At 59.4% G+C, this 26,165-nt stretch carries 21 protein-coding genes; 18 read left to right on the plus strand and 3 right to left on the minus strand.

What is annotated here, in order from left to right:
• Positions 1–56: 56 nt before the first annotated feature.
• Positions 57–1,007 carry a L,D-transpeptidase family protein gene (locus C8265_RS07735; protein WP_108483430.1) on the plus strand — a complete coding sequence of 317 codons (951 nt, stop codon included), beginning with the start codon at positions 57–59 and terminating at the stop codon, positions 1,005–1,007.
• Positions 1,004–1,783: an extensin-like domain-containing protein gene (locus C8265_RS07740; RefSeq protein ID WP_108483431.1), complete on the plus strand. Its 780-nt coding sequence runs from the start codon at positions 1,004–1,006 to the stop codon at positions 1,781–1,783. The genes C8265_RS07735 and C8265_RS07740 overlap by 4 nt, the downstream gene beginning before the upstream one ends.
• A gap of 54 nt (positions 1,784–1,837) precedes the next feature.
• Here the strand turns inward: C8265_RS07740 and C8265_RS07745 are convergent, their stop codons facing one another.
• Positions 1,838–5,284 carry a pyruvate carboxylase gene (locus tag C8265_RS07745; RefSeq protein ID WP_108483432.1) on the minus strand — a complete coding sequence of 1,149 codons (3,447 nt, stop codon included), beginning with the start codon at positions 5,282–5,284 and terminating at the stop codon, positions 1,838–1,840.
• Between the two features lie 172 nt (positions 5,285–5,456).
• Here C8265_RS07745 and C8265_RS07750 point away from each other — a divergent pair, with 172 nt between their 5' ends.
• Positions 5,457–7,898 carry an ATP-dependent helicase gene (locus C8265_RS07750; protein WP_108483433.1) on the plus strand — a complete coding sequence of 814 codons (2,442 nt, stop codon included), beginning with the start codon at positions 5,457–5,459 and terminating at the stop codon, positions 7,896–7,898.
• 352 nt (positions 7,899–8,250) lie between these two features.
• On the opposite strand, the gene C8265_RS07755 is transcribed toward C8265_RS07750, so the two are convergent.
• Positions 8,251–8,472 carry a DUF1127 domain-containing protein gene (locus C8265_RS07755; RefSeq protein WP_108483434.1) on the minus strand — a complete coding sequence of 74 codons (222 nt, stop codon included), beginning with the start codon at positions 8,470–8,472 and terminating at the stop codon, positions 8,251–8,253.
• A gap of 235 nt (positions 8,473–8,707) precedes the next feature.
• Between C8265_RS07755 and C8265_RS07760 the strand changes: the two genes are divergently transcribed.
• The 9 genes from C8265_RS07760 (at position 8,708) to murD (ending at position 19,558) form a co-directional block, all read left to right on the plus strand.
• Positions 8,708–9,775, plus strand: coding sequence for an Mrp/NBP35 family ATP-binding protein (locus C8265_RS07760; protein ID WP_108483435.1), 1,068 nt, complete (start codon positions 8,708–8,710; stop codon positions 9,773–9,775).
• A 684-nt stretch (positions 9,776–10,459) separates the two neighbouring features.
• Complete coding sequence (gene mraZ, locus C8265_RS07770) at positions 10,460–10,957, plus strand: division/cell wall cluster transcriptional repressor MraZ (protein ID WP_108483437.1); 498 nt, start codon at positions 10,460–10,462, stop codon at positions 10,955–10,957.
• A gap of 3 nt (positions 10,958–10,960) precedes the next feature.
• The gene (gene rsmH, locus C8265_RS07775; RefSeq protein ID WP_108483438.1) at positions 10,961–11,959 is read left to right on the plus strand and encodes a 16S rRNA (cytosine(1402)-N(4))-methyltransferase RsmH; all 999 of its coding nucleotides are present in this window, start codon (positions 10,961–10,963) and stop codon (positions 11,957–11,959) included.
• Entirely contained in the window at positions 11,956–12,294 is a 339-nt protein-coding gene (gene ftsL, locus C8265_RS07780) for a cell division protein FtsL (protein ID WP_108483439.1), read from the plus strand. The genes rsmH and ftsL overlap by 4 nt, the downstream gene beginning before the upstream one ends.
• Complete coding sequence (locus C8265_RS07785) at positions 12,291–14,078, plus strand: peptidoglycan D,D-transpeptidase FtsI family protein (protein ID WP_108483440.1); 1,788 nt, start codon at positions 12,291–12,293, stop codon at positions 14,076–14,078. The genes ftsL and C8265_RS07785 overlap by 4 nt, the downstream gene beginning before the upstream one ends.
• A gap of 16 nt (positions 14,079–14,094) precedes the next feature.
• Positions 14,095–15,594, plus strand: a complete 1,500-nt coding sequence (locus C8265_RS07790) for a UDP-N-acetylmuramoyl-L-alanyl-D-glutamate--2,6-diaminopimelate ligase (RefSeq protein WP_108483441.1) — start codon at positions 14,095–14,097, stop codon at positions 15,592–15,594.
• Positions 15,591–17,075 (plus strand): UDP-N-acetylmuramoyl-tripeptide--D-alanyl-D-alanine ligase, encoded by a 1,485-nt coding sequence (locus C8265_RS07795; protein ID WP_108483442.1) that lies wholly within the window; start codon positions 15,591–15,593, stop codon positions 17,073–17,075. The genes C8265_RS07790 and C8265_RS07795 overlap by 4 nt, the downstream gene beginning before the upstream one ends.
• Complete coding sequence (gene mraY, locus C8265_RS07800) at positions 17,076–18,161, plus strand: phospho-N-acetylmuramoyl-pentapeptide-transferase (RefSeq protein WP_108483443.1); 1,086 nt, start codon at positions 17,076–17,078, stop codon at positions 18,159–18,161.
• A complete protein-coding gene (gene murD / locus C8265_RS07805) occupies positions 18,161–19,558 on the plus strand; it encodes a UDP-N-acetylmuramoyl-L-alanine--D-glutamate ligase (protein ID WP_108483444.1) in 1,398 nt (465 codons plus the stop codon). Before mraY ends, murD begins: the two co-directional genes overlap by 1 nt.
• Positions 19,559–19,619: 61 nt before the next feature.
• Here the strand turns inward: murD and C8265_RS07810 are convergent, their stop codons facing one another.
• The gene (locus C8265_RS07810) at positions 19,620–20,810 is read right to left on the minus strand and encodes a BaiN/RdsA family NAD(P)/FAD-dependent oxidoreductase (protein ID WP_420818849.1); all 1,191 of its coding nucleotides are present in this window, start codon (positions 20,808–20,810) and stop codon (positions 19,620–19,622) included.
• A 140-nt stretch (positions 20,811–20,950) separates the two neighbouring features.
• Between C8265_RS07810 and C8265_RS07815 the strand changes: the two genes are divergently transcribed.
• Genes C8265_RS07815 through murB form a run of 6 tightly spaced genes read left to right on the plus strand, consistent with a single transcriptional unit; the run spans position 20,951 to position 26,119 of the window.
• On the plus strand, positions 20,951–22,117 hold the full coding sequence (locus tag C8265_RS07815) for a peptidoglycan glycosyltransferase FtsW (RefSeq protein WP_108483445.1): 1,167 nt from the start codon (positions 20,951–20,953) through the stop codon (positions 22,115–22,117).
• A gap of 1 nt (position 22,118) precedes the next feature.
• Complete coding sequence (gene murG, locus C8265_RS07820; RefSeq protein ID WP_108483446.1) at positions 22,119–23,228, plus strand: undecaprenyldiphospho-muramoylpentapeptide beta-N-acetylglucosaminyltransferase; 1,110 nt, start codon at positions 22,119–22,121, stop codon at positions 23,226–23,228.
• 16 nt (positions 23,229–23,244) lie between these two features.
• Complete coding sequence (murC, locus tag C8265_RS07825) at positions 23,245–24,645, plus strand: UDP-N-acetylmuramate--L-alanine ligase (protein WP_108483625.1); 1,401 nt, start codon at positions 23,245–23,247, stop codon at positions 24,643–24,645.
• Positions 24,646–24,652: 7 nt separating this feature from the next.
• Complete coding sequence (locus C8265_RS07830; protein WP_126623154.1) at positions 24,653–24,922, plus strand: hypothetical protein; 270 nt, start codon at positions 24,653–24,655, stop codon at positions 24,920–24,922.
• Positions 24,919–25,173, plus strand: coding sequence for a DUF2484 family protein (locus C8265_RS07835; RefSeq protein ID WP_108483448.1), 255 nt, complete (start codon positions 24,919–24,921; stop codon positions 25,171–25,173). The genes C8265_RS07830 and C8265_RS07835 overlap by 4 nt, the downstream gene beginning before the upstream one ends.
• Before the next feature lie 10 nt (positions 25,174–25,183).
• Positions 25,184–26,119, plus strand: coding sequence for a UDP-N-acetylmuramate dehydrogenase (murB, locus tag C8265_RS07840; protein WP_108483449.1), 936 nt, complete (start codon positions 25,184–25,186; stop codon positions 26,117–26,119).
• Positions 26,120–26,165: the final 46 nt, after the last annotated feature.

The following is a 26,165-nucleotide window of genomic DNA, read 5'->3' on the forward strand; positions in this document are numbered from 1 at the left end:
TTTATGAACCAAAGTGTCGGTGCCGCGTTAGGCAGGACACAACAAGAGGTTCGCCAATGCGTGCTATTTTATCTTTTGCCCTGATTCTGATATCCGGCCAAGCAACCGCCCTGACACCCGATGCGATCGAAACGGCAGCCTATGATGGCGGGGCGCTGCCCGAAGGGCAGTCGGGCCTGACCGTAAAGTTGCAGGTTCTTTTGGATCGTGCAGGCGTTTCACCGGGCATAATCGACGGGTACAAGGGCGGCATGAGCGAAAGCGCGCTACGGGGTTTCGAGGCGCGCGAAGGTTTGCACGTTGATGGCATTCTGGATGCCGAAGTTTGGACCGCATTGGGGGGCAATGGCGTTTATTCTGTCTTGATGTCCTATGAAATTACCGAAGACGACGTGTCCGGCCTCGTCACCTCCATTCCCGATAATGTGCGGGACAAGGCCGAGATGGATCATCTGGGCTATGTTCGGGTAAGCGAGCGTTTGGCAGAACGGTTTCACATGGATGAGGATTTTCTTACGACCCTGAATACAGGGGCAACATTTACCGTGGGCGAGACAATTACAGTCGCCGATCCCGGCGAGCGGATGGAGGCAGACGTCGCACGGATAGAAATACGCAAATCCAGCAACCGCGCGGTTACGTTTGATGCCAATGGCAATATGGTTTCAAATTACCCGGTCGCAATCGGATCAGAGGACACGCCATCGCCAGAAGGGGTGGTTGAGGTGGTCGCCGTGGCGATGGACCCGACCTATACCTATCGGCCGGATGTCAATTTCGTTGCAGATGGCGTTGACGAGGCCCTGATATTGCCGCCGGGGCCAAATGGGCCTGTCGGATCAGTCTGGATTGATCTCTCCAAACCCACTTATGGGCTGCATGGCACCGATACGCCGGCCGCATTGTTTCAGAACGAAAGCCATGGATGCGTCCGGTTCACAAACTGGGACGTTGAAGAATTGGCCTATATGGTCAAGGAAGGTGTGACAGTGGAATTCGTGGAATGATGCGGATTATCGCACTGTTGATGCTTGCCGCGGTCCCGGTGGTGGCACAAGGGGCGGCGCCGGATACATCACCTATCCCCGAGCAGCGGCCAACCGAAAAGGGCGCGACCGGCACCGCCCCATCTGACATACACGTGGTTGAACGTGCGGCGCCCCAACCCGGACCGGGCACACGGGATATCTTGCGCCTTGACGACGCGGCCTATGCGGCCTGCCTTGCAACGCTTGACGCGATGGGTGTCGTTTATGAGGAAACCGATCCAATTGTGCCCGACAATGACCCCGATTGCGGAATCCTGCGCCCCCTGAGCATCAGCGCAATCGCGCCCGGCGTCGCGATTGAGCCGGTCTCCATCTTACGCTGCCCAACGGCCCAGGCGTTGGCAAAGTGGACCCGCGATTTCGTTCTTCCCGCCGCGCGCCGACTGGATGATCGCGGTGCGCTGACTGCAATCGAAAATGGATCTGGCTACATTTGTCGTCGCCGCAACAATCAGCCCGATGGAAAGCTGTCAGAACATGCTTTTGGAAATGCTTTTGATGTGATGGGATTTCGGTTTTCGAAAGGTCGCCCAATCGCGATAGAACCCCGCGAAGCACAAGGCACACTTGCCGAAAGTTTTCAGGATGCAGTCAGGGCGTCTGCCTGTCTTGATTTTTCGACGGTCCTGGGGCCCGGATCGAACGCACAGCATGACAATCACCTGCACTTTGATATCATAACCCGAAGCAGCGGTTACCGACTTTGCGAGCAGGGCGGCGCGTTGATTGAGTGACGGGGTTATCGGGATGGCGGGGCGATGGTGAATTGCCCCGGATCCGTGATGATGTCATTCAAATTCGATCAACAAATCCTTGGCGTCGATCTGCGCCCCGGTGCTTACATGAACGGCCTTGATCGTTGCGGCGCGTTCGGCGTGAATGCCGGTTTCCATTTTCATCGCTTCGATGGTTAGCAACAAATCGCCCTCTTTCACCTTTTTCCCTACCTGAGCCGCCACGGTCGCCACCACGCCGGGCATCGGCGCGCCGATGTGGTTTGGGTTGCCCAATTCGGCCTTGGGGCGCTTTTCTGCGGTGCCGGCAACCTTGCGGTTGGGCACGCGGATCAGGCGGGGTTGGCCGTTGATTTCAAAGAACAACCTGGCATCGCCCGTATCATCGGTTTCGCCAATCGCCTGGCAACGGATTTCCAATGTCTTGCCCGGATCGATTTCGGCGGTGATTTCTTCGCCCGCTTCCATCCCGTAAAAAAACGTTTGAGTGGGCAGGGTGCGCACCGGGCCGTATTCCAGATTGCGACGGCGATAATCCAGATACACCTTGGGATACATCAGATAGCCGTTCAGATCTTCATCGTCCACGGTCACATCTTCGCCGATTGCGCTGGCGATTTCGGCGCGCTTTGCCTCAAGATCGACAGGTTTCAGATGTTTGCCGGGGCGGTCGGTAAATGGTTTTTCGTCTTTCAGGATTTTCTTTGAAATCGCTTTGGGCCACCCGCCCGGTGGTTGGCCCAGACTGCCGCGCATCATGTCGATCACGCTGTCGGGAAAGGCCACATCGGTGTCGGGGCTTTCGACATCGGCGCGGGTCAACCCCTGGGCCACCATCATCAACGCCATATCGCCCACAACTTTTGAGCTGGGCGTGACTTTGACGATATCGCCGAACATCTGGTTCACATCGGCATAGGTTTGCGCCACCTCGTGCCAGCGGTCTTCCAACCCCAGGGATCGCGCTTGCGCCTTGAGGTTGGTGAACTGACCACCGGGCATTTCATGCAAATACACCTCTGAGGCGGGGGCCTGCATGCCCGATTCAAACGCGGCATAATGTGCGCGCACGGCCTCAAAGTAGTTCGAAATCTCGCGCACGGCGCTGATGTCAATGCCGGTTTCCCGGTCGGTGTGGGCCAGCGCCTCGATAATGGTGCCGAATGTCGCCTGCGATGTGTTGCCCGACAGGGAATCCATGGCGCAATCCACCGCATCCACCCCGGCCTCGGCCGCGGCCAGGATCGTGGCACAGGCAATGCCCGCCGTGTCATGGGTATGGAAATGGATCGGCAGACCGACTTCTTCCTTCAGCGCCTTGATCAGCATCTTGGCCTGAACCGGTTTCAACAATCCGGCCATGTCTTTCAGACCCAGAACATGGGCGCCTGCCGCTTTCAGCTCTTGGCCCATGCCGATGTAATATTTCAAATCATACTTGCTGCGCTCGGGGTTCAGCAGATCGCCGGTGTAACAAATCGTGCCTTCGCACACCTTGTTCGCGGCAATCACTGCGTCCATGGCGACGCGCATGTTTTCAACCCAGTTCAGCGAATCAAACACCCGGAACACATCAACGCCCGATTGTGCCGCCTGGGCAATGAAACTTTGCACAACATTGTCGGGATAATTCGTGTACCCGACCCCGTTTGAGGCCCGCAGCAACATTTGCGTCATCAGGTTGGGCATGGCCGCGCGAATATCGCGCAGGCGTTGCCACGGGCATTCCTGCAAGAACCGATAGGCCACATCAAACGTGGCACCGCCCCAACATTCAACGCTGAACAGTTGCGGCAGGTTGGCGGCATAGGCCGGTGCCACCTTAATCATATCGATGCTGCGCATCCGTGTGGCCAACAGCGATTGATGCCCGTCGCGCATGGTGGTGTCGGTGATCAACAGTTGTTTTTGATCGCCCATCCAATCGGCCACGGCCTGGGGGCCGAATTCCTCAAGGATCTGCCGGGTGCCCGGTGTGGGAGAATCGGTGCGCAAGGCCGGGGGGCGGGGCGTTTTTACATCGGCCGGCGGTTTGGGGCGGCCTTCGGTTTCGGGATGCCCGTTGATCGTGATGTCGGCGATATAAGTCAGGATTTTCGTCGCACGATCCCGGCGTTTTGCAAATTCAAACAGCTCTGGCGTCTGGTCGATGAATTTCGTGTGGTATTCGTAATTCAGGAACGTCGGATGTTTCAGCAGGTTTTCAACAAAGGCAATGTTGGTGCTGACGCCGCGAATACGAAATTCGCGCAACGCGCGATCCATCCGGGCGATGGCCGCTTCGGGGGTGGGGGCCCAGGCGGTGACCTTTTCCAACAGGCTGTCGTAATACCGGGTGATCACGGCGCCGGCATAGGCGGTGCCGCCATCCAGGCGAATGCCCATGCCCGTGGCACTGCGATAGGTGGTGATGCGGCCATAATCGGGGATGAAATTGTTTGTCGGGTCTTCGGTGGTGATCCGGCACTGAATCGCGTGACCGCGCAAAACCACATCATATTGCGACGCGGTGCCTGTCGCCTCGACCAATGATTTTCCCTCGGCGATCATGATCTGGGCGCGCACGATGTCGATCCCGGTGACCTCTTCGGTCACGGTATGTTCAACCTGAACGCGGGGGTTAACCTCGATAAAGTAAAACTCGCCGCTGTCCATATCCATCAGGAATTCGACGGTTCCGGCGCATTCGTAATTGACGTGTTCGCATACCTTTTTGCCCAGACTGCACAGCTTTTCACGCTGTGCGGCGGTCAGATATGGGGCAGGGGCGCGTTCAACCACCTTTTGGTTGCGCCGTTGCACGGAACAATCCCGCTCCCACAAATGATAGATCGTGCCGTGCTGATCGCCCAGAATTTGTACTTCGACATGGCGCGCGCGCAGGATCATCTTTTCCAGATACCCCTCACCATTGCCAAAGGCGGCCTCGGCCTCGCGGCGTCCTTCGCGTACTTTTTCTTCCAACTCCTCGGGGCCATTGATCGGGCGCATACCCCGCCCACCGCCGCCCCAGGATGCCTTGAGCATCAGGGGATACCCGACCTCATCGGCCTGTTTGGCGATTTCCGCCATATCCTCGCCCAACACTTCGGTGGCGGGAATAACCGGCACACCGGCGGCAATCGCCACGCGGCGCGCGCTGGCCTTGTCGCCCAGGGCGCGCATGGTTTCGGCCTTTGGCCCGATGAACGTGATGCCATTTGCAACACAGGCATCGACAAAATCGGGGTTTTCCGACAGCAGGCCATAACCGGGATGAATGGCATCGGCGCCCGACATTTTGGCGACACGGATGATTTCATCAATCGAAAGATAGGCCGCGACCGGCCCCAGCCCTTCGCCGATGCGATACGCCTCATCGGCCTTGAACCGGTGCAGCGACAGTTTATCTTCCTCGGCGTAAACCGCGACGGTGCGTTTGCCCAATTCATTGGCGGCGCGCATCACACGGATGGCAATTTCGCCACGATTGGCGATCAGGATCTTCTGGAATTCGGCCATGTTTTGGGCTCCTCGCTTTGCAGGCGCAGCATAAACGTATGCCAGTCGTGTGAAAGCGTTTTTTCAATGCGCCGGGCTGCCCGGCCCCCTGGGCGGTGCAGAATCGAAAAAGGCGCAGAACATTTAGCGAACAGTCCTTTTCCTTGTGGGGTGGGTATACTATAGTCATGGCATGAGCAGTTTTGACGAAGCCGATGCATTTGACGCCGCCGTGCCGCTAAGCCAACAGGCGATGCGCGCGCGACCCGTACCATATCTTGATGATCTGAACCCCGCACAGCGCCAGGCGGTCGAAACACTGGATGGCCCGGTGTTGATGCTTGCGGGGGCGGGCACCGGAAAAACCAAGGCGCTGACCGCGCGGATCGCCCATCTTATGATGACCGGGCGCGCCCGCCCGAATGAGGTATTGGCGGTGACATTCACCAACAAGGCCGCGCGCGAAATGAAGGAACGTGTGGGGCGGTTGTTGGGTCAGACGGTTGAAGGCATGCCATGGCTGGGCACATTTCATGCCATCTGCGTCAAACTTCTGCGCCGTCACAGTGAATTGGTGGGGTTGAAATCAAACTTTACGATTCTCGACACTGACGATCAGATTCGGTTGTTGAAACAGCTGATCGTGGCCGAGAATATTGATGAAAAACGCTGGCCCGCCCGGCAATTGGCCGGAATCATCGACAATTGGAAGAACCGCGCCTGGACCCCGGCCAAGGTGCCCGCATCCGAGGCGAGCGCGTTCAACAATCGCGGCACCGAGCTGTATGATCATTACCAACAGCGCCTGAAAACCCTGAACGCCACCGATTTCGGTGATCTTTTGCTTCATGTGGTCACGATTTTTCAGGACCACCCCGATGTGCTGGAACAATATCAGCGGTGGTTCAAATTCATCTTGGTGGACGAATATCAAGATACCAACGTCGCCCAATATATGTGGCTGCGCCTATTGGCCCAGGGGCATCAGAATATCTGTTGCGTGGGCGATGACGATCAATCGATCTATGGCTGGCGCGGCGCCGAAGTGGGCAATATCCTGCGATTTGAAAAGGATTTTCCCGGCGCCCATGTGGTGCGGTTGGAACAGAATTATCGTAGCACCCCGCATATTCTGGCCGCCGCTTCCGGCGTGATTGACGCCAATCAGGGGCGTTTGGGCAAAACCCTGTGGACCGCCGAAGAGAGCGGCGAAAAGGTGCGCCTGATCGGCCATTGGGATGGCGAGGAAGAGGCGCGTTGGATCGGTGAAGATATCGAATCGTTGCAGCGCGGCACCCGCGGGTTCGATCCACAAAGCCTGGATCATATGGCGATTCTGGTGCGCGCCTCGCACCAGATGCGCGCCTTTGAGGATCGGTTTTTAACCATCGGCCTGCCTTACCGGGTTATTGGTGGGCCGCGATTCTATGAACGGTTGGAAATTCGCGATGCTATGGCCTATTTCCGGCTGGCGGTGTCGCCCGATGATGATTTGGCGTTTGAGCGGATCGTGAATACCCCCAAACGCGGCCTTGGCGACAAGGCGCAGCAGAATATCCAGATCACGGCGCGCAACAACGGTTGCAGTCTTGTTGATGGCGCGCGGATTTTATTGGCCGACAAGGGAATCGGTGGCAAGGGCGCGGCGCAATTGCGCATTTTGGTCGATGCAATCGCGCGCTGGCACGATCTGACCCGCCCCACATTTGTCAGCGATGCCGATGATGTGATCGAGGTTGAAACCCCGGCCCAGCCCCCGATCAGCCATATCGAACTGGCCGAACAGATATTGGAAGAATCGGGATACGTCGCCCATTGGCAAAATGACAAAACGCCCGAGGCGCCGGGGCGGTTGGAAAACCTGAAAGAACTGGTCAAAGCGTTAGAGCAATTCGACAACCTGCAAGGGTTTTTGGAACACGTGTCGCTGATCATGGACAATGGCAGCGAACAGGCCGGTGAAAAAGTATCAATCATGACGCTGCACGCGGCCAAGGGGCTGGAATTTCCGGTGGTGTTTCTGCCCGGATGGGAAGACGGGCTGTTTCCGTCGCAACGCAGCATGGACGAATCCGGCCTTAAGGGGTTGGAGGAAGAGCGCCGCCTGGCCTATGTGGGCATCACCCGCGCCGAACGTCTGGCCACGATCAGTTTCGCCGCCAACCGGCGGGTCTATGGACAGTGGCAATCGGCGCTGCCATCGCGGTTCATTGATGAATTGCCCGCCGCCCATGTGGATGTCTTGACCCCGCCTGGCCTTTATGGAGGCGGGTACGGTGCGGCCGGCATGGCGGCCCAGGCCAGCCCCAGCATTGCCATGGGCGCCCAAAGTGATCTGCATAAAAAGGCGGCCGATGCGAATGTGTATAATTCGCCCGGCTGGAAACGCCTGCAAACCCGCAGCGCAAACCGCCCCATGGGCCAGCCGCGCGAAAGCCGGAACATGGTGATTGATGCCACGGCCGTGTCGGCCCATACCCAAGGGGACCGGGTATTTCACACAAAATTCGGCTATGGCACCGTCATGGCGATTGAGGGCGATAAACTGGACATTGAATTTGACAAGGCGGGCGCCAAAAAGGTGGTTGCACGGTTTGTGATTGATGCCGCCCAGGCAGGGGATGTGCCGTTTTAGGCCGCTGATCCGCACTCCATAACACGATCCCCAAAACAGAAAACGGCGGCACCCAGGGAGGAGGGGGTGCCGCCGTTTCTTTTTACGCACCCCCGGACTGGGAGGAGAGGGGGGCGCGATCCGTTTGAGGACAAACCTCGAATTTCTGCAGCGACACCCGGGAGGAGGTAGGTGCCGCTGCTTTCATCACTCGGGCCAAATGGGAGGAGACGACCCGGCGATTTCTGAGGTGGGGGCCATCGAGCCCGAACCTCGGTTGTAAAAAAGCGGCGACATCCGGGAGGAGGTGAATGTCGCCGCAAGAAACAGATGACCCCGGGAGGAGGTGAGGCCCTCTGGTCTTGGTACGCCCTTATGCGTTTTTATAGGCCGCTTCGTGTGCGATGCTGGCCAGCATGGTCCGGTTCAGGCCCAAGTCGGTCAGTTCACGATCGGACAAACCTTGCAGCTCATCCATGGTGCGGCGATAAACGCGATATTGCTCCATCCGGTCACTCGCGTTTGCGAAGAATGCGGACAAGCGGGCGAAAATGTCGGTGCGGACTGTGCCGCGGGTATTTGTCACAAAAGCCATGTCTCTACCTCATCTGGTTTTAGCGTTGGCTCGCTAGCGTCGTTGTTGAGACTGAAGATAGGCATATGCTGCAGATGCGCAATAGCCTGGGTGGTCAATGCTGCCATGCAGCAATTGCATACGTAAGACTGACCTAAAGTCAGGCAGTTAGCCGGAATTTATAGCGCTTTGGAAAGCCGTCTTGCCGTGAATGGCAAATGATGCATGTATAGGGCAGACTTAGGCAGAGGTTCCCATGACCATCACGCGCGACGCGGTTCTTGAAAAGCTGTCCGGCCTGACACTTCCTGATGGTAAAACCCTGGTAGCGGCAGATATGGTGCGCGCGCTGAGTGTGGAAAAGGGCGCCGTCCGGTTTGTTATCGAAGCGCCAAATGCCGAAATGGCGGCACGTTTGGGTCCGGTCCGCGAGGCGGCGGAAAAGCTGGTCTTGCAAATGCCGGGCGTCACGTCGGCGTCAGTGGTTCTGACGGCCCATGAAACTCCGAAAGCTCCGCCAGATTTGAAGTTGGGGCGTCATCCCACGCCGTCCAATGGCGGGGTTGAAAAACTGGACGGGATCAAAAGCATCATCGCCATCGGATCGGGCAAAGGGGGCGTTGGCAAATCAACTGTCTCATCAAACCTGGCCGTGGCGCTGGCGCGGCAAGGGCGGCGCGTGGGCCTGTTGGACGCGGATATTCACGGACCATCGCAACCACGGATGATGGGGGTAAATGCGCGCCCGGCGTCCCCCGATGGCAAAACGATCATCCCTTTGACGGCCCATGGCGTGAAGGTGATGTCGATCGGCCTGATGCTGGATCCGAACAAGGCGGTGATCTGGCGCGGTCCGATGTTGATGGGTGCATTGCAACAAATGCTGGGGCAGGTCGAGTGGGGCGAACTTGACGCGTTGCTGATTGATCTGCCGCCCGGCACCGGCGATGTGCAACTGACCCTGTGCCAACGCTATGACGTGACCGGCGCAATCGTGGTCAGCACACCCCAGGATGTGGCCCTTCTGGATGCGCGCAAGGCGTTGGACATGTTCGCGACGATGAAAACGCCGGTGTTGGGGCTGATCGAAAATATGTCGGTCTTTGTCTGCCCCCATTGTGGGGGGCAATCCCATATCTTTGGTCACGGCGGTGTGCGCGCCGAGGCAGCAGCGTTGGGATTGCCGTTTCTGGGCGAGCTGCCCTTGAACCTTGATGTGCGGTTGGCCGCCGACGCGGGCGCCCCGATCGCCCTGGGCGAAACCGAAGCGGCCAAAGCGTATCGCGCGTTGGCCGCAGGCCTGATCGAACAGGGCGTGGTCTGAACCCGATATGGGAATTCATGGGCTGCATGGGAAATCATGGGCCAGTGGCGGGATGAATTTGGGATTGGCGATCAGAGTCGCCGGTCGTGCCCGCAAAATCCGCCGCGATTCTGGGAATCGCCGAATCGAACCCACAAGAATCGGCCCGCCTTTCACAGCGCCCTCACAGATTCGATGAACCTGGGGCGAACGGCCTCGCTCGGAAATGCATATTGCATGGATTCAGGGTAAAAATTCTGACACTACATCTAGTGTTTGCTTGAGTCAGTTTCGCCTAGGTTGTGTAAATTTAACCTTAAAACGTGTCAAACCCGCCACAGGTCAAGCGCCAATAGGGCGGATGGGGATAACTTTTATATTGCGTCCCATGGTTTCCCATGGCATCCCTGTCTCATCGAAGAGCAGGCGGAGAGAGACACCAAAGATCTTCAACCGCACCAATAAAAACAGAGGCTTAGCTTCATACAGGCACACTACTTTCTTCGACACATAGTCCGGTCAACGGGCACATAGAATCCGGCGCGCGGGCGAGCAGACATCCCCCCAGGTGGCGCGTGCAGTCGGACAACCCCGGAAACGGGTAGAGGGCGGCGGACCGTACAGTGGCAGCAGTACGGTCCGCCGTTTTCCGTTTCACGGGTCATCTTACACCACATCTGGGCAGGGACAAAGAGGAAACGGCACGTGTTTGATGTGTTCATCGGCGAACACGAAAACAAGATCGACAGCAAAGCCCGCTTGTCGATACCGGCCGATTTCCGTCGCGTTTTGGAAGAGGGTGATCCCAAATGGGAACCCGGCAAAAACGCCACCATGGTCATTGTATATGGCGATCATCGGCGGAATTATCTTGAGGTGTTTCCCGTCACCGATGTGATGAAACTGTACAAACTGATTTCAAAAATGCCGCGCGGATCGAAAAAACGCGACGCGTTGCAAAAACTCTATGCCTCGCAATCGGTCACGGCGACCCTGGATGAAACCGGGCGCATCGTTTTGTCGGCCAAGTTGCGACAGAAGCTGGGGCTTGACGGGGCCGCCGCGATTGTTGGCTATGGCGATACCTTCCAGATCTGGAAGCCCGAAACCTATGCCGAAGACGCCGCCGCCCTGTTGCGCGAAGACGAAGATTTCGATCCCGATCTTGATCCGTCGGTCTATCTTCCCGGCGATGAGGACTGACCCATGGTCGCCTCGCCCCCGCCCGATGCCCCCCATATTCCCGTCCTGCTGCGCCCGCTGCTTGCGGCCTGCGCGCCGATATCGGGTGTGTGGCTGGATGGCACGTTTGGGGCCGGGGGATATGCCAAGGGGTTGTTGAACGAGGGTGCGGATGTTGTGATCGGCGTTGATCGTGACCCGATGGTGTTTGACATGGCGCGCGATTGGGCCGGTTCATATGGCGACAGGCTGCGCCTGGTCCAGGGCACGTTTTCAGACATGGATGTTCTGGCGGGCGAACCGCTGGATGGTGTCGTGCTTGATCTTGGGGTCAGCTCCATGCAGTTGGATTTGGCCGAACGTGGGTTTTCATTCATGAAAGACGGCCCGCTGGATATGCGCATGGGCGATACCGGGCCAAATGCCGCCGATGTGGTGAACGACGCGTCAGAAGAACAACTGTCCGATATCCTGTTTCACTACGGCGAAGAACGCGCCGCGCGCCGCATTGCGCGGGCCATTGTGAAAATTCGCGCCGAAGGCCGGGTTGAAACCACCCGCCATCTCGCCCGCATCGTCGAGGGCTGTCTGCCCCGCGCCAAACCGAACCAAAGCCATCCGGCCACCCGCACGTTTCAGGCCATTCGCATTGCGGTGAACGACGAATTTGGCCAATTGGTCGCCGGGCTTGAGGCGGCCGAACGGGCGTTGAAACCCGGTGGGAAACTGGCCGTTGTCAGCTTTCATTCGTCGGAAGACCGCGTTGTAAAACGGTTTTTCACCGCGCGCAGTGGCGGTGGCGGCAATGCCAACCGCTATGCGCCCGAGGTCGTGACCGATCAGCCAAGGTTTCACAAACTGTCCAAAGGCATCGGCCCTGATGACGAAGAACTCGGGCAAAATCCGCGTGCCCGTTCGGCCCGTTTGCGCATCGGCGTGCGCACCGATGCCCCGGCGGGCGCGGTGGACCGGGCCACATTGGGCCTGCCGCGTTATGATTATCAGGGGGACATCCGAGCGTGAAAAGCATTCTTTATCTTGTATCGGCGATGGCGGTCATGGCCCTGGCATTCTGGGCCTATAGCGAAAATTACAAGACCCAGCAGGCGCTGAAAGAGGTTGATCAGCTTCAGCGTGAGATTGGCGTGCGGCGCGAGGCGTTAACGGTTTTGCGGGCTGAATGGGCCTATCTCAACCGGCCCGAGCGGTTGAATGAACTGGTGAACATGAATTTTGAACGGCTGTCGCTGTTGCCCCTGACCCCCGAACAGTTTGGCCGCGTTGATCAGCTTGCCTATCCGCAAGCGCCTGAACTTCCTGTTGATAATTCGGTATCTGTCCAAGGAGACCGGCCATGATCCGCACCCCCCTGCGCCCCTTGGCGCGTATCCTGCGCGCCCGTGAAACCGGTGAAAACCCCGATGCGATCGAGGCAGAAAACCTGCGCCTGCGTCACGAACAAATGCGCGACAATTCGCGGTTTCAGGCCGAAGGCCGGTTGTTGGTGCTGTCGGTGTTTTTCTTTTGTGCTTTTGCCGTTGTTGGGGCGCGCATGGGGCTTTTGGCGGCCTCCGAGGCGGAAGAACCGCGCGCCCAAGTGTTGGGCGCCGATATCCTGGCGCAACGCGCCGATATCACCGACCGAAATGGCCGCATTCTGGCGACCAATCTGTACACCCATTCCCTGTACGCCCAAGTGCCCGATATGGTGGACAAACCCAAAGCAGCCCGCGAACTGGCACAGATTTTTCCCGATCTCGATGAAAAGAAGCTGCTAGAGGATTTCACCGGCAAGCGGAAATTCCTGTGGATTCGCAAGAAGTTGAGCCCAGAGCAAAAACAGGCTGTGCATGATATCGGTGATCCGGGCCTGTTGTTTGGGCCGCGCGAAATGCGCCTGTATCCCAACGGCAAACTGGCGGCGCATATTTTGGGTGGGGCCAGTTTTGGGCGCGAAGGCGTGCATTCTGCCGAAGTGATCGGTGTGGCGGGGGTGGAAAAGGCGTTTGATGACTATCTGCGCGATCCGGCAAATGGCGGTAAGCCGTTGCAATTATCCATCGACCTGTCGGTGCAATCGGCCATGCGCCAAGTGTTGTATGGCGGCATGAAACTGATGAACGCCAAGGGCGCGGCGGCAATCCTGATGAATATTCATACAGGTGAAATCGTTGCCATGGCATCCCTGCCGGATTTTGACCCCAATGATCGCCCCCGTCCGGCGCTGAGCGGCGATCCCGCCGACAGTCCGCTGTTCAACCGGGCGGTGCAGGGGGTGTATGAGCTGGGGTCAACCTTCAAAATCTTTACCGCCGCGCAGTCCATGGAATTGGGAATGAATGGCCCTCTCAGCATGGTCGATGCGAACGCGCCGATGCGGTGGGGCAAATTCACCATCCGCGAATATGACAACAAGAATTACGGGCCGAAATTGTCGGTGACCGACGTGATCGTCGAATCCTCCAACGTTGGGACGGCGAAGATGGCGATGGAGATTGGCGGCGCCCGGCAAAAGGATTTTTTGCGCACGCTCGGATTTCTTGACCCCACACCGGTCGAGTTGGTCGAAGCCCCGGGCGCCAAACCGCTGTATCCCAGCAATTGGAGCGAAATTACAACCATTACCGCATCTTATGGGCACGGTATCGCGGCCTCTCCGCTGCATCTTGCGGCGGGCTATTCATCGCTTTTGAACGGCGGTACTTTGGTCAAGCCAACGCTGTTGAAACGCGAAAATGTGGCACCCGGACCGCGGATCGTTTCGAAAAAAACATCCGCCGCCGCGCGCGACATGTTGCGCCAGGTGGTGGTGCGCGGCACCGCCAGTTTCGGCAAGGTGCCCGGATATCAGGTGGGTGGAAAAACCGGCACCGCCAACAAACCCAAACACACCGGCGGCTATTACCAAGACAAGAACGTGAACACCTTTGCCGCGATTTTCCCGGCCTCTGATCCCGAATACACCCTGATCGTGACAATGGACGAAGCGTCGGACAATTCCTCCGACAAACCCCGCCGCACCGCCGGGTGGACCGCCGTGCCTGTCGCTGCCGAAGTGATCCGGCGCACCGCCCCTTTGCTGGGCCTGCGACCAATCATTGAAAAGGTCACCGTACCTGCGGTAACACTCACCTCAAACTAAGAATGAGGGCGGTTCAATGGCTGCGGGCGGATCAAACGACAAACAGGCAACCTTGGCCGATCTGGGGCTGACGGCGCAATTGGGCCGCGAGGCGGTAATCACCGAACTGGTGGTCGACAGCCGCGCGGTACACGAAGGCGCGCTGTTCGCGGCGTTGCCAGGCAGCCGGGTGCATGGCGGCGAATTCATCCAATATGCCCTTCGGATGGGCGCCAGCGCGATATTGACCGACCGCGAAGGCGCGCGCATTGCCGCCGAAGATCTGGCCAGCTCATCCGCCGCCCTGGTCGTGGCCGAAGATCCGCGCCAAACCCTGGCCATGGCCGCCGCTTTGTGGAGCGAACGCCAGCCCGAAATCATCGTTGCAACCACCGGCACCAATGGCAAAACCTCGGTTGCGACCTTCACCCGCCAAATCTGGATCGCGTTGGGGCACGCGGCGGTGAACCTGGGCACCACCGGGGTTGAAGGCGCGTTTACCGCCCCGTTGAAACACACAACCCCCGAGCCGATCACGCTGCACGCGATGCTGGCGCGGATTGCCGACGCCGGAATTACCCATGCGGCGATGGAGGCGTCATCGCACGGTCTGGCACAGCGGCGGTTGGACGGCGTGCGATTGTCTGCGGCGGCATTTACCAATTTTTCACAGGATCATCTGGATTATCACGAAACGTTTGACGAATATTTCGCGGCAAAGGCCGGACTGTTCAATCGCGTCCTGTCCGAAGATGCCGTGGCGGTCATAAACATTGATGATCCGCGCGGCCCCGACATGGCCGCCATCGCCGAAGCACAGGGCCAGGATGTGTTGCGCGTGGGGCGTGCGCCCGCCGCAGCGCTGCGTATCCTTGACCAAAGGTTTGACTCTACCGGTCAGGATTTGCGGTTTTCGTGGAATGGCCGCACGCATATGGTGCGCCTTGGTCTGATCGGTGGGTTTCAGGCCGATAACGTACTGGCCGCGGCGGGTCTGGCGATTGCCTGCGGGGATGAGCCGGGGCGCGTGTTTGATACCCTGTCGGGTTTGCAGAACGTTCCGGGCCGGATGCAGTTGGCCGCAACCCGTGACAACGGCGCGGCTGTATTTGTGGATTATGCCCATACGCCCGATGCCCTGGCCACCGCATTGTCCAACCTGCGGCCCCATGTGATGGGCCGTTTGATCGTGGTTTATGGGGCGGGCGGCGACCGGGATACCGGCAAACGGCCGTTGATGGGCGCGGCGGCCGCACAACACGCCGATGTTCGAATTGTGACAGATGACAACCCCAGATCCGAAGATCCGGCCGCGATAAGGTTGGAAATCCTCAAATCTGACCCTGATGCAACCGAGGTGGGCGACCGCGCCGAGGCGATATTGCGCGGCGTTGATGCGTTGCAGCCGGGGGATGCATTGTTGATCGCGGGCAAGGGCCATGAAAAGGGCCAGACCATCGGCGATGCGGTGTTTCCGTTTGATGACGTCGAGCAAAGCAGTGTTGCCGTCGCAGCACTGGACGGGCGCGTCGCATGACCGCGCTTTGGACCGCCAAAGAGGCGGTTGCGGCGACAGGGGGCAAAAGCACGACGGGCTGGCATGCCACGGGCGTGTCGATTGACACACGCACGCTGCAACCCGGTGATCTGTTTGTCGCGCTGACCGATTTGCGCGATGGTCATGATTTCGTCGCCCAGGCGTTGGAAAAAGGCGCCGCTGCCGCGCTGGTGTCGCGCATTCCCGACGGGGTTGCCGAGACAGCGCCATTGATCGTGGTTGATGATGTGCTGGCGGCGCTGGGTGAACTGGGCCGCTTTGCCCGGGCGCGAACGCGGGCACAGGTGATCGGCGTCACCGGGTCGGTTGGCAAAACCTCGGCCAAGGAAATGTTGCGCACGGTTCTGTCGGGGCAGGGAACGTGCCACGCGGCCGAAGCCAGTTATAACAACCATTGGGGCGTGCCGCTGACCTTGGCGCGAATGCCGCAGGATGTGGATTTTGCCGTCATTGAAATCGGCATGAACCACCCCGGCGAAATCGAACCTCTGGCGAAAATGGCCGCGCCCCATGTGGCCTTGATCACCACGGTTACTGCCGCCCATCTTGAGGCGTTTGATGATATCCAAGGCATCGCCATGGAAAAATCTGCAATTTTCAGGGGCCTCATTGAAGGCGGTAAAGCCATCGTGAACACCGACCTGCCCACCACCGAAATCCTGCAAAACGCCGCGCGAAACGTCGGCGCGCAGATCATCGGGTTTGGACGCGCCGCTGATGCCGATTACCGCTTGGTCGAGGTCAGCGTCGGGGATCGTACGACCGTCGTTCAGGCGCGCTATGGCGATCAGCCGGTCCTGTTCAAGATCAACTCGCAAGGGTCGCATTTTGCGATGAACGCGCTGGGCGTGATCGCGGCGGCCTGTGCAGTGGGGTGTGATCCGGCAATCCTGGCGTGTGATATCGCGCAATGGTCCCCCCCCGCCGGGCGTGGCACGCGCGAAGCCATCCAACTGGATTCGCTGGATGAAACCCTTTCGTTTGAATTGATCGATGATGCGTTCAATGCCAACCCCGCCTCAATGGCCGCCGCACTTGAGGTGCTGGCCGCCAGTCAGCCAACCCAAGGCGTGGGGCGCGTGGCCAAGGGGCGGCGCATTGCCATTCTGGGCGACATGCTGGAACTTGGGCCGACCGAACACGCCCTGCACATGGCGATCAAGGACCTGCCCAGCCTGCAAGATATCGATATCGTGCATTGCGTCGGCCCGCGTATGAAACCCCTGTTTGATGCCCTGCCAGAGGAACAGCAGGGCCATTGGATGCTGAACGCTCAGGGATTGGTTGAAAAGGCGCACAGCCTTGTGGATGCCGGGGATATCGTTTTGGTCAAGGGATCAAAGGGCATCAAGGTCAGCGCTGTTGTTGACGCGATCCGAAAATTGGGCCATCGCAGCGCAAAGTCGGGCCATGCCCCGGCGATAAAAGGCGCGTCGCGCGTCGAAACGAAGGACGAATAAGTGCTGTATTGGCTGACCGAATTTTCCGATGGTGGTGATGTTTTCAACCTTTTCCGCTATATCACCTTTCGCGCGGGGGCGGCGTTTTTCACCGCGCTGATATTCGGATTCATCTTTGGCAAACCGCTGATCAATCTTCTGCGCCGCCGTCAACGCAACGGCCAACCGATCCGCGAAGACGGACCCGAAAGCCATATTGAATCCAAGGCCGGCACGCCAACCATGGGCGGTCTGCTGATCCTGTCGGCGCTGACCCTGTCAACGCTGCTGTGGGCGCGCTGGGATAACCCCTATGTCTGGATGGTGCTGTTGGTGACGGTTGGTTTTGGGCTGATCGGGTTTGCCGATGATTACGCCAAGGTAACCAAAAACACCCATGCCGGGCTGTCGGGCCGGGTGCGGTTGGCGATTGGGTTTGCCATTGCGGCGGCGGCGTCGATTTGGGCGGCGGCGCATCACCCGCCCGAACTGTCTTATAATCTGGCATTTCCGGTGTTCAAAAACGTGCTGCTGTACATGGGGTTCTTGTTCATCCCGTTTGCGATGTTCGTGATTGTCGGCGCGGCCAACGCCGTAAACCTGACCGATGGTCTGGATGGTCTGGCGATCATGCCGGTGATGATTGCCGCCGGTACACTGGGCGTGATTGCCTATGCGGTTGGGCGGGTCGATTTCACCGAATATCTTGATGTGCATTATGTGCCGGGCACAGGCGAATTGCTGATCTTTACCGCCGGTCTGATCGGTGGAGGCCTTGGGTTCTTGTGGTATAACGCACCGCCTGCCGCTGTGTTCATGGGCGATACCGGCTCGCTGGCGTTGGGCGGTGCATTGGGCGCGATTGCGGTGGCGATCAAACACGAATTGGTGTTGGGCATCGTCGGCGGCTTGTTCGTGGTCGAAGCGCTAAGTGTGATCATTCAGGTGCTGTATTTCAAACGCACCGGCAAACGGGTATTTCTGATGGCACCAATCCACCATCACTTTGAAAAACGCGGCTGGGCCGAGCCGCAAATCGTGATCCGGTTCTGGATCATCTCGCTGATCCTTGCCTTGATCGGCCTGGCCACGTTGAAGTTGCGCTGATGATACCGGTTCGTGGATATGACGGCACACGGGTCGCGGTGTTGGGCCTGGGCCGCTCGGGCCTGGCCACGGCGCGCGCCCTGGCTGCCGGGGGTGCGACGCCCCTGTGTTGGGATGACAGCCCCGAGGCCCGGGAAAATGCGCAAAAACTGGGCCTGACGCTGCACGATCTGACCCGCGCCGCGGCCTGGGACGGGGTGAGCGCGCTGATCGTATCGCCCGGCATCCCGCATCTTTACCCGGCCCCCAACCCCCTGATCGCCCGCGCGATGGAGGCGGGCGTGCCTGTCGACAATGACATCGGCCTGTTTTTCCGCAGCTTGGCCCATGTGGATTGGGACCAGTACGAAAACCCGCCCCGCGTCGTCGCGGTGACGGGCAGTAACGGAAAATCCACCACCGCCGCGTTAATCCACCACATCCTGATCGAGTCGGGCAAATCCAGCCAACTGGCCGGGAACATCGGGCGCGGTGTGCTCGATATTGATCCGCCGGGCGATGGGGCAGTGGTGGTGTTGGAACTGTCCAGTTATCAAACCGATCTTGCCCGCGCCCTGACCCCCGATATCGCAGTATTTACCAATCTGTCGCCCGATCATCTGGACCGGCACGGTGGCATGGGCGGATATTTCGCCGCTAAACGCCGTTTGTTTGCCGAAGGCGGGCCGGACCGCGCGATTATCGGTGTGGACGAACCCGAAGGCGTCTATCTGGCCAATCAACTGGTGGAAAACGCCAGCGATGACCGGCTGATCCGCATTTCGGTGGAACGCAAACTCACCGGTCCCGGTTGGATGGTGCAGGCCCGCAAGGGGCAGCTCAGCGAATGGCGCAAGGGCCGTCAGGTGGGCAGCATTGATTTGCGCGAAATTGCGGGCCTGCCGGGCAGCCACAATCACCAAAACGCTTGTGCCGCCTACGCTGTTGCCCGCACCATCGGCCTTGCGCCGCGCGTCGTCGAAACCGCATTGCACAGCTTTGCGGGCCTGCCCCACCGCAGTCAGATGGTGGGCGAAAAAAACGGTGTGCGATTCGTGAATGATAGTAAGGCCACGAATGTGGACAGCGCACAAAAGGCGCTGTCGGCGTTCAAAAACATCCGCTGGATTGCCGGTGGCTTGGGCAAAGATGGCGGCATAACGGCCCTCGCGCCGCAATTGTCCGAGGTGAAAAAGGCCTATCTGATCGGCCACTCGGCGCGGGATTTCGCCCTGCAACTGGGCGATACCCCCCATGAAATTTGCGATACCATGGCCACTGCCGTGGCCCGCGCCGCCGCTGATGCTGTGCCGGGTGATACGGTCCTGCTGGCCCCCGCCGCCGCCAGTTTCGATCAATACCCAAACTTCGAAAAACGCGGCGACGATTTCGTCGCGCAGGTCGCTCTCCTATTATAAACCACCCTGGTTTTTTCTTGCGAAAAATATCCCGGGGTTTGGGGCAGCGCCCCAATCCGTTCTATCCGTTATGCGCCGCAATCGCCGTGCCCGCCGCCCAGCCCGATGACCACGCCCATTGGAAATTATAGCCCCCCAACCACCCGGTCACATCCACCGCTTCGCCGATCGCATAAAGGCCGGGCAAGGCTTTGGCGGCCATGGTGCGGCTGTCCAATCCATCGGTATCGATCCCGCCCAAGGTGACCTCGGCGGTGCGATACCCTTCGGTGCCGCTGGGGCGCAGGTGCCAATCGGTCAAGGCATCACAAAGTTCGGCCAGCCGCACATCCGACCAATCGGCCAGGTTCCCGGCCACACCGTGCAAATTCACCAGATAGGCGGCCAGGCGTCCGGGCAACAATTCACCCAGATGGGTGGCCACGGCGCGGCGTCCGGTTTCGGTGCGGCGCGCGCGCAACGTGGCAAACAGATCTGACTCAGGAAACAGATCAACGGCAATATCCGCCCCCTCGCGCCAATAACTTGACGCCTGCAACACCGCCGGACCTGACAGTCCCCGGTGGGTAAACAGCATCGCCTCGTCAAATCGGGCGGCACCGGCGGTGATGCGCGCGGGGGTGGCAACCCCGGCGAGGGGTTTCAGCCCCGCCATCATATCTTCGCCAAAGGTGAACGGCACCAGGCCCGGGCGTGTTTCGGTCAGGCGCAGACCGAATTGTTGCGCCAACCGATACGACAGCCCGGTCGCGCCCATTTTCGGGATCGATTTGCCGCCGGTGGCCAATACCAGATTGCGCGCGCTGACAGATACGGTCCGCCCGTCACGTTCGAGCGCGACAGTGAACAGGGCGCCATCATGGGACACGTCGCGCACCGCAGTTTCCAGCCACAAATCGGCCCCCTGCATTTCGGCCAACAACATCGCGATGATATCTTTCGCGGATCGGTCACAAAACAACTGACCCAGGGTTTTTTCGTGCCACGGAATGTCATGCCCCGTCACCAGATCGAGAAAATCCCATTGGGTGTAACGGCTTAACGCTGATTTGCAGAAATGCGGATTGGCCGAGATGAAATTTTCAGGCCCCGCGCCCATGTTGGTGAAATTGCACCGCCCGCCGCCGGAAATGCGAATTTTCTCGCCCGGTTTTTTGGCATGATCCACCACCAATGTACGCCCGCCCGTATGTGCCGCGCACATCATGCCCGCAGCGCCCGCGCCCAAGATTACTGTATCATACGAAATCATTCCCCCTGTCACCACGAAGCCACGCCCAACGCAAGAGGGCAGCGCGCGCGCAAAACGCTGGCATGGAATGCTAAAGTGAGTTAGCATTTCATTCAGACCCGGCAAACGGGCGTATTTCGAGGCAGTAGGCGGCACATCCGATGACGGAAATGGTATATGGCACGGTTCCCGTGCAAAGCGGCGAACCGATTCTGCCGCGGTGGTGGAACACGATTGATCGGTGGTCCTTGTCTTGCATCCTGATCTTGTTCGGGATCGGGCTGTTGCTGGGGCTTGCCTCATCTCCGCCCTTGGCCGCGCGCAACGGGTTTGAACCGTTTCACTATGTAAAACGTCAGGCGATTTTTGGCGGCGCGGCGTTGATTGCGCTGTGGATCACCACGCTGATGTCGCCGCAACTGGTGCGCCGGTTGGCCGTGCTGGGGTTTCTGGCGTCTTTCGCGGCGTTGGTGATGTTGCCATTTTTTGGCACGGACTTTGGCAAAGGGGCGGTGCGTTGGTATTCGCTGGGCTTTGCATCGGTGCAACCGTCCGAGTTTCTGAAACCCGGTTTTATCGTCGTGGCCGCCTGGATGCTTGCCGCCAGTTACGAGGTGGGCGGCCCGCCGGGGCGCACATTTTCCTTGGTGCTGTGCCTGACTGTCGTGGCATTTCTGGCGGGGCAGCCCGATTTTGGCCAGGCCAGTCTGGTCTTGTTTTCCTGGGGCGTGATGTATTTTGTGGCCGGTGCGCCGATTTTCATCCTGATCGCGCTGGCCTGCGCGGTCGTGTTTGCCGGCTCGATCGCCTATAGCAATTCTGAACACTTTGCCCGGCGGATTGATGGCTTTCTATCTGCCGATCTCGACCCAACAACACAGTTGGGCTATGCGACCAATGCCATCCGCGAGGGCGGGTTTTTGGGTGTCGGCGTGGGCGAGGGCGAGGTGAAATGGTCACTTCCCGATGCCCATACCGATTTTATCATCGCTGTCGCCGCCGAGGAATATGGCCTGTTGCTGGTGCTGTGCATCATCGGCCTTTATGCCACGATTGTTGTGCGCAGCCTGATCCGGCTGATGCGCGAACGTGATCCGTTTATCCGGCTTGCCGGCACCGGCCTGGCCTGTGCGTTCGGGGTGCAGGCGATGATTAATATGGGCGTGGCGGTGCGGCTGCTTCCGGCCAAGGGCATGACATTGCCGTTTGTGTCTTATGGCGGGTCGTCGTTGATTGCCGGGGGTATTGCGGTTGGCATGCTCTTGGCCTTTACCCGCACCCGGCCCCAGGGTGAAATCGGCGATATCCTGATCTCGCGGGGGCGGTGATATGACCGGACCGTTGATTGTGATCGCCGCCGGGGGGACCGGCGGCCATATGTTTCCCGCCCAAGCCCTGGCCGAGGCGATGCTGGCCCAGGGGTGGCGGGTGCAGCTTTCCACCGATGCACGCGGCGCGCGGTACACCGGCGGTTTCCCCGACGCGGTTGAAATCCGACAGGTGCAATCGGCCACCTTTGCGCGCGGCGGTATATTGGCGAAACTGGCCGCTCCGTTTCGGATTTTGGCAGGCGGGGCCGCCGCACGGCGGGCGATGCTGGCCGACCGGCCCGCGGTTGTTGTCGGGTTTGGCGGCTATCCTTCGGTGCCTGCGCTGATTGCGGCGGTGATGTTGAAACTGCCCAAGGTTATTCATGAACAAAACGGCGTGCTGGGCCGGGTGAACCGGCTTTTTGCGGCGCGGGTCGATGCGGTGGCCTGTGGCACCTGGCCCACCGATCTGCCCAAGGGCGTTGAGGGTGTGCATACCGGCAATCCGGTGCGCAGTGCGATTTTGGCGCAAGCGGGCGCGCCCTATGCCATGCCCGACACCCTGTCGGTGCTGGTGATTGGCGGCAGCCAGGGCGCGCGCATCCTGTCCGATGTCGTGCCCGCCGCGCTGGCCGCTTTGCCCGATACCCTGCGCGCACGGCTGCACGTCACCCAACAGGCCCGCGCCGAAGATGGCGCGCGGGTGACGCAGGCTTATACCGAACATAACATCCCACACACGGTTTCGCCGTTTTTCACCGATGTGCCTGAACGGCTGGCAAAGGCGCAATTGGTGATTTCGCGCGCTGGCGCATCGTCGGTGGCGGATATCAGCGTGGTTGGCCGGCCTTCGATCCTGATTCCCTATGCGGCGGCGACGAATGATCACCAAACTGCCAATGCCCGGGGGTTGGTTGCTGCGGGGGCGGCGCATGTTTTGGCCGAACGCGATGTGACGCCCGAAACCTTGGCCGCGCATATCACCGCGATTCTGGGCAATCCTGACACCGCCGCCAAAATGGCCCGGGCCGCCGCCGAACACGGGCGCCCTGACGCCACGGATCGCCTTGTCGCCGTGATCCATTCCCTGTTACCGCCCCACCTGACCAAAGACACACCCAATGTTTGACCTTTCGAAAGACCAGATGATGAATGCCACAAAACTGCCCACGGAAATGGGGCCAATCCACTTTGTCGGGATCGGCGGAATTGGCATGTCGGGCATCGCCGAGGTGTTGTTGAACCACGGTTATACGGTTCAAGGCTCTGATCTGAAGGCGAGCAAGATCACCGACCGGTTGGCCGAATTGGGCGCGACGATCTTTGTCGGGCAACGCGCCGAAAATCTGGAAAACGCCGAAGTTGTGGTGATTTCATCGGCAATCAAAAAGGGCAATCCGGAATTGGACGCCGCCCGGTTACAAGGCCTGCCCGTGGTGCGGCGCGCCGAAATGTTGGCCGAGCTGATGCGCCTGAAATCCAACATCGCCGTGGCCGGCACCCATGGCAAAACAACCACCACAACCATGGTTGCCGCCCTGCTGGATGAAGGCGGCATTGACCCGACCGTCATCAATGGCGGCATCATCCACGCCTATGGCAGCAATGCGCGCATGGGGCAGGGCGAATGGATGGTGGTTGAGGCGGATGAATCCGACGGCACGTTCAACCGTCTGCCCGCCACCATCGCCATTGTCACCAATATCGACCCCGAACATATGGAACATTGGGGCGATTTCGATACCCTGCGCAAAGGGTTTGATGATTTTGTCGGCAATATTCCGTTCTATGGTCTGGCGGTGTGTTGCACCGACCACCCCGAGGTTCAGGCGCTTGTGGGCCGATTGACCGACCGGCGTGTTGTGACATTCGGGTTCAACGCTCAGGCCGATGTGCGCGCGATCAACCTGACCTACAAGGGCGGGGCGGCGCATTTCGATATCGCGCTTCAGGCCGAAGATATCGTGATCGAGGATTGCACCCTGCCGATGCCGGGCGATCATAACGTCAGCAATGCCTTGTCTGCTGTGGCCGTGGCGCGGCATCTGGGGATGAAACCCGATCAAATTCGCGCGGCCTTGGCGAATTTTGGCGGCGTTAACCGGCGGTTTACGAAAGTCGGAGAGGTTAATGGTGTAACCATCATTGATGATTACGGCCATCACCCGGTGGAAATTGCCGCCGTTCTCAAGGCGGCGCGCCAATCTTGCGAAGGGCGGGTGATTGCCGTGCATCAGCCGCACCGCTATTCGCGGCTGCATTCGTTGTTCGATGATTTCTGCGCCTGCTTTAATGAGGCCGACGTGGTGGCGATTGCCGAGGTCTTTGCCGCGGGCGAAGACCCGATCGAGGGGGCAGGGCGCGACGATCTGGTGACCGGGCTGATCCGCCATGGCCACCGCCACGCCCGCGCCATCCATTCCGAGGATGATCTGGAGCGTTTGGTGCGCGAACAGGCGCGCCCCGGTGACATGGTGGTATGTCTTGGCGCCGGTACAATCAGCGCCTGGGCCAACGGCCTGCCTGCGCGGCTGGAACAAGGCTAGGGTGGATTTGGCCCTGTATATGCCGGGGATTACCCTGGGATTTGGCCTGTGGTCGGGATTGCGCTGGCCCTTTGCAGCGGTGCGCCTGTTGGCGGCGCTGGCGGTGACGGCATATATCGCCCTTGGCGTGATTGCGGGCATGGCCGATGATCCGGCGCTGCTGGTCGAAAATGAAACGCGCATGACATGGCTGGCGTTTCCCAGCCTGATGGCGTTTCTCATTGGACAGGGTGTGGGTGCGGTGATTAACGCCAAGGGCGGCGGGGGCATGGAATGAGCGTTTCGTTAATCCTGACCTGCCTGTGGTTTATCATCGCAAATGTTGGTGCGATCCTGCCCAGCAATCGCGGCCATCGCCCCTTGGCGTTCGGGTTGATTGCCACTGGCATTCCGATCCTGGGCTATGTGTGTTTGCAACACGGCCCATGGGTGGCGCTGTTGGTGATGGCCGGTGGCGCGTCAGTTTTGCGCTGGCCGCTGCGAATTTTGTTTCTCAGGGTGAAGCGCATGTTCACCCGCCTGTCATAAGCGTTTTACCATGGATATTCCCACCCCACGCGGCACCTTGACCCCCAACCGCCCCTTGGCCGATCTGACCTGGCTGCGCGTCGGCGGGCCGGCGGATTGGCTGTTTCAACCTGCGGATCGCGACGATTTGCAATCCTTTCTGGCCGCGCTTGATCCGGCGATTGCGGTGTTTCCCATGGGTGTGGGCAGTAACCTGATCGTGCGCGATGGCGGCATGCGCGCAGTGGTGATCCGCCTGGGGCGCGGGTTCAACAGCATCGCCATTGATGGCACCACGGTTACCGCCGGGGCCGCCGCGCTGGATGCCCATGTGGCGCGCCGTGCGGCGGATGCGGGGGTGGATCTGACGTTTCTGCGCACGATTCCGGGGGCGATTGGCGGTGCCGTGCGGATGAATGCCGGATGCTATGGCAGCTATGTGGCCGATCATTTCATCGGCGCCACGGCAATTTCGCGCCAGGGTAAGATGCTCGACCTGAGCCCGGAGGATATGAAATTCGCCTATCGCCAATCATCTTTGCCCGACGGCGCGGTGTTGGTTGAGGCGCGGTTTCACGGCGCGCCGGGCGATCCCGAAACGTTGCACGCCCGGATGGCCGACCAGTTGGCCAAACGCGATGCCACCCAGCCAACAAAAGACCGCACCGCCGGTAGCACATTTCGCAACCCGGCCGGGTTTTCCAGCACTGGACAGGCCGATGATACCCATGATTTGAAAGCCTGGAAGGTGATCGAAAACGCCGGTTTGCGCGGCCATAGGCGGGGTGGGGCGCAGATGTCGCCCAAACACCCGAATTTTCTGGTGAATGCCGATCAGGCCACCGCCGCCGATCTGGAAGGTTTAGGCGAAGAAGTGCGCGAAAAGGTCTTTCAAAATAGCGGGATTCGTCTAGAGTGGGAAATTATGCGCGTTGGTGAGGCTAACGCGGATAAAAAAGGCAGCTAATAACGAAAACCAATGGCCGAAATGGGCCAATAGTGGCCGAAAAGGC

Origin of the sequence: Oceaniglobus ichthyenteri, from assembly GCF_003057885.1 — a bacterium.
Lineage (GTDB): Bacteria > Pseudomonadota > Alphaproteobacteria > Rhodobacterales > Rhodobacteraceae > Oceaniglobus > Oceaniglobus ichthyenteri.